Source organism: Legionella sp. 16cNR16C (assembly GCF_021297775.1).
GTDB classification, from domain to species: domain Bacteria; phylum Pseudomonadota; class Gammaproteobacteria; order Legionellales; family Legionellaceae; genus Legionella_C; species Legionella_C quinlivanii_A.
Genome location: NZ_JAJTMX010000001.1, coordinates 572,716 through 587,501, shown reverse-complemented (window position 1 = coordinate 587,501; position 14,786 = coordinate 572,716). Strand labels below are relative to the sequence as shown.

Here is a 14,786-nt window from a genome sequence, read left to right as displayed (position 1 = left end):
TTGATTTAAATTGATTCAGGCAGAAGCCTCTCGAAGGAGAGGCGCAGGCTGATTGCTTAAGATGGGTAGAATGATTCTTACCTGCAAACCACCGTGAGGACGATTATACGCCTTAATCTGGCCCTGATGCAGCTTCACTGCTTTTTGTGCAATCGACAGGCCTAGACCATATCCACCTGTTTTCTTTTCTCTGGATGTGTCAACCCGATAAAATGGGTTGAAGATATTCTCGAGCTGGTCTTCCGGAACTCCCGGGCCGCAATCACAGATATCTATCAGCAAATTGTCCTCTACTATATCTAAATGGACGGTAACGAGTTCGTTGGGAGGCGAATAACGTAAGCCATTGCGAATGATGTTTTCTATGGCTCTGTGAATCAGGCGCTCGTCAATATAGAGCACGCAATCCACACTGTTTTGTAAGCTTACCAGTGGTTTTGAATTGGCAAACTCATAATTTGCATCAGCAATAATCCGGGTAAGTAACTCTTTAATATTGCAGGGTGTACGCTGCAGTTCATCTGCGGATTTATCAAGACGTGCGAACTGCAGGATTTCACTGATTAAGGTATTTAAACGGAGGCACTCCACTTCCATACGGCAAAATTCTGTATCTGCAGCGCTTTGAGCTTTCTTGCGTCCCAGTTCTATCGCTATCTGCAATCTGGCGAGAGGTGAGCGCAATTCGTGGGAGATGTCCTGCAGCAATCGTTCTTTAGAACTGATGATCGCTTCAAGCTTCTCAGCCATACGGTCAAATTCTCCACTAAGCTCGGCAATTTCATCGCGACTGTGTCCTTTGAAGCTGCCTACCCGAGTATTTAATTTACCAGTGGCAATGGATCTGGCGGCCATTCTTAATGAACGAAGAGGTTGCGTCAGGTAAATTGAGAGCAAGTAGCATATAAGGCCGCTAATAAAAATGGCAATGGTCAGACGAATGGTGAGTCCTGCCCAGGGAATTTGTACAAAATGAGCCAGGGGTTTTTCACTGACAGCCACCAGACGGTAGGCTTTACCTGATGTTGACAGGATCTCATGACTGACAATAATTAAATTTCCATATTTTATCAGGCCGTCATCAAGTTCTTCTTTAACCAGATGTTCAGTAATATCCTTAACGACATGAGGCGGCGACTGATTACCAATAATTTCACCGGTGCTGCAAATTAAGAACAATTCCATATGCCTGGCAATTCCAATCTGCGCCAGCCAGGTTTTTAAAGCGGTGTGTTTACCTGATTCAAAGGTCGCTACGGCTGCATTGGCATAACTATCCATAAAAACGTGTTCGCGTGCCGGTATTGACGATTTTTGAGCAATTTCACTGGTTACCCAAGCGGTAGTTATAATAATCAGAATGGTAGCCAGCCAAAAGGAAAGAAAGATTTTCCAGTACAGACTACGCATTAAACATATACCCAAAGCCACGGACGGTCTTAATGAAAGGTTCGCCTTCCTGATTATCTCCAAGCTTTGTACGTAGATTGCTGATATGCACATCGATACTGCGGTCATAGGCGGTGTATTTTCGTCCCAGAGCATACTCGGTTAATTCTTCCTTGGAAAACGCCTGGCCGGGGGATTTAATCAGCATTTCTAATATATTGAATTCTGCATTGGTCAATTCCATCACCTCGCCATGATGGGTAGCGATTCGTTTGGAACAGTCTACCAGGATGTCATGATGCTCAATAACAGGACGATGAACTGGAATTTTCTGAGTCCGTCTTAATATAGCTCGTAATCTCGCGACTAATTCACGGGGATTGCAAGGCTTTGGCAGGTAATCATCGGCCCCAATTTCAAGGCCAACAATACGATCAATATCATCGCCACGAGCGGTAAGCATCAGAACAGGGGTTTCCAAATGCTCTCGAATCGCTTTTAAAACTTCAAAGCCATTGAGTTTGGGTAACATCACATCAAGAATAATGGCATCAAAGGATTGGTTTAGCGCCTTTTTGACCGCGCTGTCTCCATCATGAACACAGACTACATTAAACCCCTCTGGTTCGAGATATTGCTCTAAAAGATCGGTTAATTCTGTGTCATCATCAACAATTAAAATATTACTGTTCATGCTATTTTATCCTGGAAGTCATTGATCTGAGTCCAATCACAAAGCAAACGATTGATCCAGATGTTTATCGCGTGGTCGTTTGTCCAGACAGGATAAAAGCTTAATCCGTCGGGCATCTGCATTAATTACTTTAAACTCAAACTGATCTAGGGTAATTATCTCGCCGCGCTTGGGCAAATATCCAAAACCCGCCATCACGATACCGCCGATCGTATCATAAACTTCATCACTGAAATGGCAGTTCAACTGCTCATTGAATTCCTCAATTGGCATATGTGCTTTAATAATGTATTGTGAATCGCCGTGTGCTTTTAAATAGGCCTCTTCATCGATATCAAATTCGTCTTCAATATCGCCAATAATCTGTTCGATTACATCTTCAATAGTCACGAAGCCGCTGACAGCACCATACTCGTCTACCACCAGGGCCATATGATTACGGTTATTTCGAAATTCGCTCAGCAACACATCAAGACGTTTGCTTTCGGGTACAAACGTGGCGAGACGGATAATATCACTTAAATCAAATTCGTCCTCAGTGTGCCCATTAAATCTCAATAAATCCTTGGCATGTAAAATACCGATAATATCATCCTCATCGTCATCCATTACCGGAAAACGCGAATGGCCTGAGCTTGTGACTGTCTCAACTATTTTATTAAAATCATCATGAAGTGATATGAAGGTAATTTGCTTTTTGGGGAGCATAATGTCTCTGACACGCATCTGACTGAATTGTATAACGCCTTCAATCATCCCCAGGGTTTCAGAGTCAATAAGAGAGCGAATTTGTGCATCTCTTAAAAGGCTGATTAATTCGTCTTTGTTTTGCGGTTCAACCTGAAGAAACTGCTTCAGTCGCACAAACCACGAACCGCCTTCGTCCTCTTTATTCAAGATGCTCATCCTCTTCGTTATAGGGATTAGGAAAGCCGAATTGTTCAAGCAATTGGATTTCCTGTTGCTGCATTTGTTGCTCATCTTTGGCTTCGATGTGATCATAACCCAGCAGGTGAAGTACGCCGTGAATGATGATGTGAGCCCAATGGGATTCAAGCGATTTTTCCTGTTCACGGCTTTCTTCGTCCAACACCTGAGGACAAACGATGACATCGCCAAGAAAGGGGAAATCGAGTTCTATATGCTCAGGAATAGCGCTTGGAAAGGCAAGCACATTAGTTGGTTTGTTTTTTTTGCGATAACTGTTATTTAATTCCTGAATTTCCCCGGCATCTACAAATCGTAAAGTGATTTCTGCGGAGGGCTTATGAGTGAGTAATGCGGATTGTGCCCAACTGATTACTGTTTCTTCTGCAAAGGGCAGGGGTTTCTCGCAGGCTACCTGTACGTCAACGTGATAAGTCATTGTTTATCATCCTCGGATTGCTGCTGCTCGTAGCAATCCACAATTTTTGATACCAGAGGATGTCTGACGACTTCCCGGCTTGAAAAAGTATGTATGGCAATATCGTCCAGCTTTTCAAATAATTTTACGGCATGAATTAAACCGGAGTCTATATTTTTAGGCAAGTCAATCTGCGTCATATCGCCAGTAATTACTGTTTTAGAACCAAATCCCATCCTGGTCAGGAACATTTTCATCTGCATAATCGTTGTGTTTTGCGCCTCATCAAGAATAATAAATGCCTCATTGAGGGTTCTGCCTCGCATAAACGCCAGGGGCAGAATTTCAATAACGTCACTTTGAATGAGTTTCTGCGCTTCCTTGAAGCCGATCATCTCATATAAGGCATCGTAAACAGGACGAAGATAAGGTAATACTTTTTCGACCAAATCACCGGGTAAAAAACCCAGTTTTTCTCCTGCTTCAACGGCAGGTCTTACAAAAACAAGCCGTTGAACTTCGCCTTTTTCAAAACATTCAATGGCTTTGGAAACTGCCAGATAAGTTTTACCTGTACCGGCAGGGCCCACAGCAAAAATTATATCATGTGAATCAATACTTGAAAGATATTCTGCCTGCCTGGGATTTCGAGCCAGGATCGTTTTTCTGCTTAATCTGACTGGATGATGCATAGGTTTTTTAGATTCCTTAATTAACAACAGGGATTGAACATCGTCCCGACTTATTGGCGCATCAGCCATTTCATATAAATCGACAATAATGCTTCCAGCCTGGCTGATGGAGTCTCGGGAACGACCGGACAATGAAAAACCGCTCTGGCTCGATTTAATCGACACAGAAAATTTTTCTTCAATAAGGGAGACGTTTTCGTGGAAAATACCACATAGATTCGCCAGCCTTTCAACTGTTAGTTCAGGCAAACGAATATGTTTGTTATGTAGTGTACTGCTCAATGCAATATGGGGATTAAATAACGTACTTTAAGGATAGTCTAAGTGATGGGTATTTCGCAAGCTGTCTCGGTCGCCCTATGTCATTCCTGCGAAGCGATTAAGCGTGAATTAAGACCAAATCCCCTGCCATTAAGTTAAGAGAATTCATAACTCCCCAGGTACGTCATCCTGAGCGTAGCGAAGGATCTCAGACTGCTTGGAACTGAGCCAGAATCAGGAGATCCTTCACTGCGTTCAGGATGACGTTGAGACGGCCCACAACCTGGTAATTACGAGAGCTCTACAATGCCTTCTCTATGGCCTCTACAGGCTCTCTGGCAAGCAGCGTTATGCGTAAGCAAAGAGTACCTTTTCATGGACACTCAGTGGCTGTAATGCTTCTTTATAAGTGTTGATAATCTTTTGAAGCGTGTTTTACTGGATATTTAATTATTTATCCATGTTGTATAAAATTTAAGTTAATCAGGGGTGTGGAAAAACAGATAAGCTGATATAATCATCTGTTATACAGCCAGAAGAGTTTGCATTCTTCAAATCCAAAGCGATACCCAAATGATTGATTTACATTGCCACAGCACATTTTCTGATGGTCTGCACTCTCCCGAAGAATTACTGCTTAAAGCGCTCCAGGCAAAGCTTGAAATAATGGCATTGACCGATCATGACACGATAGAAGGCAGTATTCGTCTCATCGAATTGGCGCAACACCAAGCAATTCGTATAATTCCTGGGATAGAAATCAGTACACGGTGGAAGAAGTACGATATTCATATTCTGGGTTATCAACTGGATTTGCAGAGCGAACACCTAAGTGCACTCATTCAGAACCAGGAAGCCAATCGTCATCAACGCGCTTTGGAAATAGCGGAAAAACTGACTCAGCTTGGGATTGAAGACGTCATTACCAAGGTAAGTGCAATAGCCGGCCATCGCCGAATTGGACGTCCGCATTTTGCACAGTTGTTGATTGATGAGGGTAGAGTAGTAGAGAAACAGGCGGCATTTAGCCGTTTTCTTGGTCATGGAAAAATTGCCTATGTACCGACCCCCTGGGTTTCAATTGAAGAGGCGGTGCAAACAATTATCCAGGCTGGCGGACAGGCGGTTTTGGCGCATCCAGCAAAATATAAATTAACCCGTACCAAACTGCATGAGTTGATCACTGTATTTAAGGAGGCAGGCGGGAAGGGTATGGAAGTGGTTTCGGGTGAAGGAATGGCAAATGAAACCCAGGAACTCGCGGGGCTTTGTCTTCGCTATCAGTTACTTGCCTCAAGCGGCTCTGATTTTCATGGTGAGGGTATGTCCAGAATATCCCTGGGGCGACAGGCCAGACTACCAGAGTATTGCAAGCCAATTTGGCAGGAATGGTAGCTGATTCTCAGCGATTTAAATCAACCCTCACCCTACGCCCTCTCCCAGCTTGGGAGAGGGGACTTTTTAAATGAATCTTTCCTAAAGTCCTCTCTCCCCTCAGGGGAGAGAGTTAGAGAGAGGGGATTTTCTCTTGCTATCTTAGAAATCCAGTTTCAAGCTCCATACCTTCACTCTCAAGTTCCTCCTTCAACCAGTCATCAATTTCTCCATCGAATATAGAACTGAATGAGTTTGAAAGGGCGTCAGTCTTCTCCAGGGAATAAGTACTCTGTGGTTGTTCATGGCCAGGCTCCGCGCGGTGTTGCCGTTTGCAATCTTTCATGCGAACATCGGCATTTTTCCGCTTGAACCCAAAAAAAGCCTGTGGATTACGGCCAGGGTAATCGATTTGCTCAATATCCTCGCTGAGCGCTGGAAAACATTGAACTGTCTTCTGGTATTCAGCAGGGAGTAAACAATGGCTCAACCTGATTTTCTCGCTGGCCGATGGATTGAGCGTTTGTAAAAAAGGTTTGGCAGCCTCAAGAAACAAATCGGTATTCAGAAATAAACCTCTTTGCATGAAATAAAGGAAATCCTCGATGGTATGAAGCCAATTCGACAGAGGAAAATAAGGGTTGTTGCAAAAACCTAAAAATTTGTCCGGCGAATCATTAAGAGTTTCCAGCATAAGGCAGAAAATAGTGCGGGATAATTGCTTAGAAAGACTCCTGGTTATTTCTGGATAAATCAGACAAGCCTTTTCAAACTCCAATAATTCAAGGAAATTAAGATAATCACCTACCGTCGTTAAGCGAGGAGTGATTAGGTGATGCGTTTTTGAGATCAATAGCTGATAGGGTGCTGGCGGCAGATATCTGCCCAACTCGATTAGTATGCTCAGTGTGAGACCGCCCTGCGAAGCATCCGCAAATGCTCCAATCAGAGTATTAAAGACGGCTTCGGATATCAATTCCGGGCGTTTTTTGCAAGCTTCATGATAGATTAAAAAGCCCTGTACGCAATCTAGTGATTTGATAAATTGAAGGTATTCATTTACTCCAGACAGAAGGGGCGATAATTTATCCAAACAGCTTATAAATACAGCACCGCACTGAGTTGAACCCAGGAGTTTGCTGAGTTCAGAAAAGTCTCTGAGTGAATTAATCTGATCAGGCAAAAAATCAAAAATAGTATCCACTGCTGCCGCTCGTTCACCGGAAGACATATGGCGAAGCACATGCAATGTTTCTGTAATCGAATACTGGTCTGCTTTAAACTTTATTTTAGAGCGTATCTGTTCAAATTGGCTCTTGTTCAGAGACCGACAAATTAAAATCAGGTCTCTTGCTGAGCTAATATGTTCAGGTATAAATCTTTTCAAAAGATCGAAGGCTTCCTGAATTTGTGTATCCTCTAAACAAGAAAAGAGTTGACTGATAGTGTCCGCATCTTTGCCTTTCCAACGGCTTAAATTGTTTTTAAATAAATCAAACAGCTCCTTATTTTCTTTTTTGGGACGGGCTAAATTGGTTAATAACTGAGTGAAGGCTCCAAACGAATTAATACATTTTTGCAGGGAGTGTCTCTGACTTGAAAATATAATATGGATTTGTTCGGGTTCAAGAAATCTGAAGGGGCCATCTATGAAATCACTTTGTTTAGTAAATAACTGCGAGAGCTGAAGATTGTCAAAGACGAACTTATTAATAATTCGACGTTGAATAGGATTCAGATAAAATAACAGATTTGTCCAATCCTGAGGCTTGCGAATTAAAATAGCTAATTTGGGTTGAATATATTTGTCAAATACTCTATCACGCTGCGCTTCACTCAGTCCTTTCAGCACTTGTGAGATAACATAAGTGGAATTGTGTAATAATCCTCCGATGCGAAATTCAATACGTTCAAAAAGATAAGTAATATGGGCTCTGGAGATATTTAAAAAATGACGATCTGCTCCACTGAGAAGCAATTCATACTCAGCGCTTGTTTCCGGAAGAGGGCCGCTCATGTCAAAACGCTGGGCCTTTCGCATTACCTCCTGTTGCTCTTGGTTGATAGGTTCGATGGCATCCCATAAACACTGAAAGGAATGAACGTTTTCAATTCTAGTCAAAGGAACAATCAAAGAAAGATAATTATGAGGAATCTGATTGGAATATTTACTTGAAAGTGCAGAGCGTACCTCTCGAGAGCTCGTTTTTATTTCCAGTTTATCGAGCTGTATTTCTGAAAGCAGCTCATCAAATTGATACGATATCAGGATTTTAAATAGTTGCAATAAATGAGTTGATGATTTAATCCACGTTAGAAGCATAGGCTTGTATGAGGCGAACAAATGCTCTCGTTCCTGAAAATTTAAGCTATTGAAAAGTGCAATAAACTGATTGAGCGTTTTTACCTTATCTGATTGATTCAGCAGACCATCAGGAAAAATGAGATCACGATGCTCAGATCTCAGTCTGTTATACACCTGAGTGCTGCCATTTATTGTTCTCATCATACCAGGAAGTCTGGGTCGCATTTGATTGAAAAATAGTTCATTTTTCTCTATGCTGTTCGTATGAAGCAGCGAATAAACTTTACAAAAAGAGGCTGCTGTTTTAATCGAATCTGGAAGTTCATTGATTATGGTATCAAGCAAAAGTTGTTTTTTGGCCTGTCTAAGCGGCGCAAGAAGATCACCGGAAAAAATACTCGTTTTATCGGTACATAAACGAAGGATATAGTCCTTAATTCTTTCGTATATCAACTTGCACTGCTCAATCTCAAAGGCATCGGAAAGATGGAGCAACAAGGGAATTAATTTTTCCAGATTTTTTTGGTCCCCATTAAGTAAGGACTGACTTAGCCCGTCCAGAAGCGCATACAGTTTATCGGTTGATGCAGTCAGGGCAAAGAGAATTAGCTGGTCGGTATTCCTTCTGTGAAGTAAAGACAATACCAGCCTTTCATCACTACACAGGGAATTAATCTCATCTGCACTTAGCGTTTCTAAAATTTCCAGGTCCTGAGAATGCTCAAATGACAGTCTAAGATTCAACTCATTAAGAATGTTACGATTTAACATTAATTTGTCATGACCATTCAGTGGTTCACCCTTATCCAGTTTTTCCTTAAATGATTCTTTAACTGATCGGAAATCTTTGAGTGCTTTTTCCATTAACACTTGTTGCCGGTCATCACTCGTTTTGATTCGAGATAATGCTTCAGAATGCCTGATTAACAGATTATCCAGTTTGGTTCCCAAAATAGAGAGGCAGGTGTTGGGATCTTCCTGATTATTTTTTTTAAACGCGTATCGTTTGAGCTTGCCTAGTTTATGAGCGAGCGGTTCGGGAATGGCATGAGGAAGAGGGTTATTGTGTGTGGCGGTTGTGATAATACCTAATTGTACAAGCAATTGATAAATGATTTGCCTTGCCTCTTCCAGTTGCTCCGGACCGGGGTTATTCATTGCCACAATGGTTTTCAAAGGAGCAAAATAATGCTGAAACACATTTTTATCATCCGGAGATAATTGTTCAACGATTTGAAGGGTCTTGACAATGAGCGATCTTTTAAAAGGCCTGACCAGAGGACCGCTGAAATCACGAAGTGTTTGAATGAACAGCCTGACTTCATTGGGTTCTTCACTATGATCTTCAATTTCATTATACCAACTGATGAAATCCAGCATGCTATTATCAAAATACGCACCCGCCTCCAATTCAGTGCCCTGGCCTCCCTGCCTGCTGTTTTCTTTCATCTTCTTGCGCAGGAGTCTTAGCTGACCTAATAAACCCTCATTATTTTCAGCAAGCACATCAAAACGTTGCTTTGCTTCATAGATGATCTGTGTATCAAAAGAATAATGGTGTAAACGGAAAGTTTCCTTTTCCTTTAGTTCAACTAATGCCGGATCAGTATTATCATCGAAATAGGGGTTATAAATTACCGGCAAGCCCACCGTTTCATCCAGTTTAAGCAAGGTGCTTAAGGGAATAAGATGAGTGCCTGCATCATTCAAAATATGTGTGGACAGAATTTTCAGGAGATCCATTTCCCATTGGCCAGTTGTCTGATTATAAACCGGTGTTAGATCAGGATAATCAAAATGCTGAGAGATTACACACTGCAATTCAGGAATTAATAATAAAAGTGGATTTACAGGTTCTTCGGCTCTGGATCTGGAGGAAGCTATCAGCTTCGCCGCTTCACACCAGATAGCGGTCAATGGATGAAATGGTAAGGCTGTATATGAAAGTAAGCTGTTTCTTATCAACTTCCAATTATTCCGAAGGGCTTGCTCCAATGCTTCTAATGGATTTTGCGAATCAATTAATTCACGAAGTAGCTTTGCACAACGTATAGTATATGCCTGGATGGATTTTTCATGCATATTCTGCAAAGGACCCATTGAATCAAATTCTGCAATCACATTGGCAAGTGTTTCCAGGCTGTTGTCTAAAAATAATCGAATATCGTTGCTCATTGGGCCTCTTATTTGTCTAAATGGCGGTGTATATTTATCCACTTTACTGACCTTTTACAACTTGGGTGAAAGACCAGAGTGAACTCAAATTTATCTTATAAATCCAGCCTCGAAATCCATAGATTCACTCTCGGGTTCTTCCCTCAACCAGTCGTCACAAGTTTCATTCCATCCAGTGAATAATGATTCAATCGAACGTGCTAAAGAAGGCTCCTCTTCATCCGGAAGAATGTAGGTATGACCACAATCAATCATTTCCCGGCGTAGTCGTTTGCTGTCTCTGCATTCATTGACGGCTTTACGTTTCGTTGAGCCAAAAAAAGCATAAGAGTTGGTACCTGGAGAGTCGATTCCGGGTTGACCTTCTTGTTCCGGGGCTGGAAAACATTTAATTGTTGCCGCGCATTCGGCTGGTGATAAACGTTGTCTTAGCCTGTCTATTTCACTGGCTGATGGATTAAATGTTTGCAGGATGGGTGTGGCTGCTTTGAAGAGTAAGTCGGTATTTAGAAATAAATTTTTCTCCATGAAGTAAATGAAATCATCCAGGTTGCGAATCCAATAGGACAGAGGAAAATAAGGGTTATTGCAAATTCTCTGAAACTTATCCGGGTCAGCACTTAAACTTTCAAGCAGCAAACAGAAAATGGTTCTGGATAAATGTAAATCCTCAGAGAGTTTCCTGGCTATTTCTAAATAAATTACATAGGCCTGTTCAAACTCTAATGATTGAAGCAGGTTCAGGTAATCGCTTGCCGTTGTTAAAGCCGGTGTAATTTTGTGCATACATTTAGAGAACAATAGCTGGTATTCAGAAATGGGTAAGTACTTGCCCAGATTGATGAAATCTTTTTGTGAGAGGCTGCTCAGCGGAGCCGAATTAAAAGCATCAATCAGAGATTCGAAAATACCTGTCCCTGGAAGTTCCGGACATTTCTTTCCAGCCTCTCGATAAATCATACAGGCTTGTGTCAATCGCAATGATTTGAGAAATTCAATGCTCGTGTTGACCTCTGAAAGAGTGACAAATTTATCAACGCATAGTAAAAATAAATCTCGGCACTGCGTGTTATTTAAGAAGCTGCTGAGCCTCGAAAATCCACCGGGCCACTGAATTTGATGTGGAAGGAAATCAAAAATTGTTTCTATGGTTGCTGCCGATTCGCCTGGTGTCATTAAGCGAAGTTCACCTATCGTCTGTTCAATCGTATGTCCGTTTGTTGCAAATTTAATTCGAGGGCTTATTTGCTGAAGCTGGGCTTTTGTTAGAAAACGGCCAATTGAAACAAGATCTTTCGCTGATTTAATAAGCTTAGGAATAAATCCTTTCAACAGGTCGAATGCCTCCTCGAGTTCGGAAGGCCCCAGACATGAAAAAAGAGTGCCGAGAGTGAATACACTCTTGCCCTGCCAGCGGCAGAACCTGTATTTAAACAAATCAAAGATTTCCTTGTTTTCTTTGTTGGGTCGACCTGTTTTTATCAAAAATTCAGAGAATGATTTAAATGATTTAATACTTTCAAGTAAGACCTCTTTTTGAGTTGAGAAAATAATGTGACACTGTTCTTCGTCAAGATACTGGAAGGGAGCCCTGTTAAAAGAGTTCATATCAGAGAATAGTTTGAGATTCTCAAGATTATCCAATACAAAACGATTGATTATTTTCCTTTGCTGAGGAGATAGATAAATCAATAAATTCTTCCAATCAGTCGTTGTTTTCAGCAAATCCCTTAAGTGGGGTATTATATACTTGTCAAAAACACTATCGCGTTGCTGGATACTGAGGCCTTGAAGTACATTGGCAACTGCATAAGTACCAATGCGTGAAAACCCCTCCAGACGAAATTCGACGCTTTCAAAAAGAGTATTAATATGCTGTTCTGAGCTTAGTAGAAACTGGCGATCTTCGGCATCAAGTGATTCCAGAGCGCAGCTAGTCACCGATGAAGAGCTGTCCACTGTATGCACACTGGCTCTTTCGAAGACCCGCTGCCGCTCCTGATGAATGAGTTGGATAGCATGACTTAGACTATGAAAAGAACCGATGTTGGAAAAATCAGTTAATGTGACAAGCAAATGGAGATACCGTCTGGGTATATAGCGTCCAACATACTTGCTTTCAAGTGCAGAACGAACCTCAGTGGGACTTGTTTTTTCCAGTTTATCCAGTTGAATTTCTGAAAGCAGTTCATCAAACTGTGCCGGTATTAAAATCCTGAGTAACTGTAATAATTGGGCTGATGATTGAACCCATGCCGCTAGCTGGCTTTTATAAGTTTGAAACAAATCTGTCTGTTCATAGTGATGTAAATTAGAGTAAAGCGATTTAAACTCATTAAACGTTTTTACCGGAACAGACTGATCGGCTAAGCCATTTGGAAATATTATCATCCGATGCTCAGGCGACAATTTCTTGTATACCAGTGTGCGATTATTCACTGTGTTCATCAAGGACGGCAGCTTTCCTCGCATTTGATTGAAAAAAACCGTCTTTTTTTCGGTGTTATGTGTGGAGATTACTCTATAGACTTTGCAAAAAGAGTCTGCTGTTGTAATCCGTTTTGAAAGCTCGTCGATAATTGAACCCAAGAGAAGATTATTTTTTTGCTGATCAAGCTCAGCAATCAGGTCCCAGGAGAACTGGGATGGTCTGTTTATGCATAATCGAACCAGATAATCTTTCGTGGTTTCGTAAACAGCCCGGCATTGCTCTATATCCAGAGCTTCTGAAAGATGGCGCAACAATGGAATCAACCTATCCAGTGTTTTCTGATGGAATGGAAGCAGTGACAGGCTTAACCCCTTCAGCAGCGCATGCAATTTGTCAGTTGAGGTGGTCAGGGAGAACAGAATTAACTGGTCTCTAACGTGTGGATCAAGTAAAGAGGCAGCGAGCCTTGCATCGTTACAAATGCTGGTAATTTCATCGGGGCTAAGGCTTTGCAGAATGTCTAAATCTTCAGGTTCCTGAAAAGAATAAGAGATTTGTAATTTATCAAGAACCTGGGGATTTAGAGGGAGTTTATCATGACCATTTAAAGGTTCGGAATTATCGAGTTTTCTCTGAAATGCTTCTTTCGCCGCTTTGAGAATTTTTAAGGCTTCTTCTGCCAGCGACTGCTGCCTGTTTGAGCTAGTTTTTATTTTGGCCAAAGCCTCATGATGTTTAATTAATAGTTCATCCAGTCTTGTCCCTAAAATAGAAAGACAGGTGCTGGGATTTTCGCGATTATCTTTCTTAAAAGCATAGCGTTTCAGGCTGGATACCTTATCAGCAAGGGTTTCCGGAAGCACCCTTTGCAAGGGAGGTATATTGGTTGAAGAGGCAATAATACCTAGTTGTACCAACAAGTTATAAATAATTTGGCGAGCCTCTTCCAATTGCTGCTCATCAGGCTTATCTATTGCAACAAGGGTTTTGAGAGGGGCAAAATAGTTCTGAAAAAATTCATTGTCCTCTGGCGGCAGCTGTTCGACAATTTCAAGAGTTTCGACAATAAGCCCTTTGTTGAATGGATTTACTACAGGCCCGCTGAAACCGCGGAGTCTCTGAATATACTGGTGAATTTCCTCCGGTTCATTGGAATGATCTTCGATGGCATTATACCAGGTGATAAAATCCATAAGACTTTTATCAAAAAACTGACCTGCCGCCAATTCGCTTCCACGCCCATGAACACTGTTTTCTTTCATTTTTTTGCGAAGCAAAGTCAGCTGGCCTAATAAATCATCATTATTTGCCGCCAGAGCGTCAAACTGCTGCTTTGACTCATAGATAGTCTGGGTATCCAATGAGAAATGGAAGATACGGAAAATTTCTTTTTCATTCAATTGAACCACAGAGGGGTCTGTATCGTCATCAATATAAGGATTATAAATAGTTGGAAGACCCACGGCCTCGTCTTGCCTGAGCAGGCAGCGCAGCGGAATCAAATGGGTGCCCGCGTCATTCAGTATGTGAGAGGATATAATTTTCAGCAGGTCCATTTCGCATTTCCCTGTCGTCTGATTAGAGACGGGCAGCAAATCAGGGTAGTCCTCGTGCACCGAGACGACGCATTGTAGATCAGGAATTAAAAATACAAGGGGATTGGCAGGTTCCTGAGATTTGGGTTTGGATAAGGCAACCCATTTTGCAGCATCGCACCAGAACGCCGTCACCGGGTGAAACGGTAGGGCAGTATATGAAAGAAGGCTTTTTTTTATTAATTCCCAATTGTCTTTAAGGGCTTGTTCCAGCGCTTCTGAAATGTTTTCTGACTCGGATAATTCCAAAAATACCTGATGGCAATGGAGGGTATAGGCTCGAATTGCTTTTTCATGCATCGTCTGCAAAGGGTCTGCTGATTCAATTTCCTTTGCCATATCTGAAAGTGATGCCAGAGTTTTGCCTATAAATTCGCGAATTTCGTTATCCATTGTGTCTCTAATAAAACCTATGTGGTCTGGCATTGTACTAAGAGTTGGGTTTGTAATCCAGCTTTTCTTTGCTGCTATTGACTAATTAGGAAACAATTGGAATAAAACATTTTATCTCGAATTATGGTATAA

General features: G+C 41.7%; 8 protein-coding genes. 1 reads left to right on the top strand and 7 read right to left on the bottom strand.

What is annotated here, in order from left to right; genetic code table 11:
* Positions 1-15: 15 nt before the first annotated feature.
* The 5 genes from cpxA to LXA66_RS02680 are packed head-to-tail and all read right to left on the bottom strand — an operon-like array spanning position 16 to position 4,402.
* A complete protein-coding gene (gene cpxA, locus LXA66_RS02700) occupies positions 16-1,410 on the bottom strand; it encodes a two-component system sensor histidine kinase CpxA (RefSeq protein ID WP_233011807.1) in 1,395 nt (464 codons plus the stop codon).
* Positions 1,403-2,083 carry a two-component system response regulator CpxR gene (gene cpxR, locus LXA66_RS02695; protein ID WP_112218444.1) on the bottom strand — a complete coding sequence of 227 codons (681 nt, stop codon included), beginning with the start codon at positions 2,081-2,083 and terminating at the stop codon, positions 1,403-1,405. The genes cpxA and cpxR overlap by 8 nt, the downstream gene beginning before the upstream one ends.
* 36 nt (positions 2,084-2,119) lie before the next feature.
* Positions 2,120-2,980: an HlyC/CorC family transporter gene (locus LXA66_RS02690; protein WP_233011806.1), complete on the bottom strand. Its 861-nt coding sequence runs from the start codon at positions 2,978-2,980 to the stop codon at positions 2,120-2,122.
* Positions 2,973-3,449: an rRNA maturation RNase YbeY gene (gene ybeY, locus LXA66_RS02685; protein ID WP_233011805.1), complete on the bottom strand. Its 477-nt coding sequence runs from the start codon at positions 3,447-3,449 to the stop codon at positions 2,973-2,975. Before ybeY ends, LXA66_RS02690 begins: the two co-directional genes overlap by 8 nt.
* The gene (locus tag LXA66_RS02680) at positions 3,446-4,402 is read right to left on the bottom strand and encodes a PhoH family protein (RefSeq protein ID WP_165483119.1); all 957 of its coding nucleotides are present in this window, start codon (positions 4,400-4,402) and stop codon (positions 3,446-3,448) included. The genes ybeY and LXA66_RS02680 overlap by 4 nt, the downstream gene beginning before the upstream one ends.
* A gap of 552 nt (positions 4,403-4,954) precedes the next feature.
* On the opposite strand from LXA66_RS02680, the gene LXA66_RS02675 reads away from it, so the two are divergent.
* The gene (locus tag LXA66_RS02675; RefSeq protein WP_233011804.1) at positions 4,955-5,776 is read left to right on the top strand and encodes a PHP domain-containing protein; all 822 of its coding nucleotides are present in this window, start codon (positions 4,955-4,957) and stop codon (positions 5,774-5,776) included.
* Positions 5,777-5,912: 136 nt separating this feature from the next.
* Here the strand turns inward: LXA66_RS02675 and LXA66_RS02670 are convergent, their stop codons facing one another.
* Together LXA66_RS02670 and LXA66_RS02665 are read right to left on the bottom strand one after the other, a co-directional pair.
* Positions 5,913-10,235: a hypothetical protein gene (locus tag LXA66_RS02670; protein ID WP_233011803.1), complete on the bottom strand. Its 4,323-nt coding sequence runs from the start codon at positions 10,233-10,235 to the stop codon at positions 5,913-5,915.
* A gap of 90 nt (positions 10,236-10,325) precedes the next feature.
* Entirely contained in the window at positions 10,326-14,654 is a 4,329-nt protein-coding gene (locus tag LXA66_RS02665) for a hypothetical protein (protein WP_233011802.1), read from the bottom strand.
* Between the last annotated feature and the right edge of the window lie 132 nt (positions 14,655-14,786).

Bases quoted from the DNA above. Each gene is read 5' to 3' on its own strand.
- cpxA (WP_233011807.1), bottom strand. From the start codon at position 1,410: ATGCGTAGTCTGTACTGGAAAATCTTTCTTTCCTTTTGGCTGGCTACC.
- cpxR (WP_112218444.1), bottom strand. From the start codon at position 2,083: ATGAACAGTAATATTTTAATTGTTGATGATGACACAGAATTAACCGAT.
- ybeY (WP_233011805.1), bottom strand. From the start codon at position 3,449: ATGACTTATCACGTTGACGTACAGGTAGCCTGCGAGAAACCCCTGCCC.
- LXA66_RS02675 (WP_233011804.1), top strand. From the start codon at position 4,955: ATGATTGATTTACATTGCCACAGCACATTTTCTGATGGTCTGCACTCT.
- LXA66_RS02670 (WP_233011803.1), bottom strand. From the start codon at position 10,235: ATGAGCAACGATATTCGATTATTTTTAGACAACAGCCTGGAAACACTT.
- LXA66_RS02665 (WP_233011802.1), bottom strand. From the start codon at position 14,654: ATGGATAACGAAATTCGCGAATTTATAGGCAAAACTCTGGCATCACTT.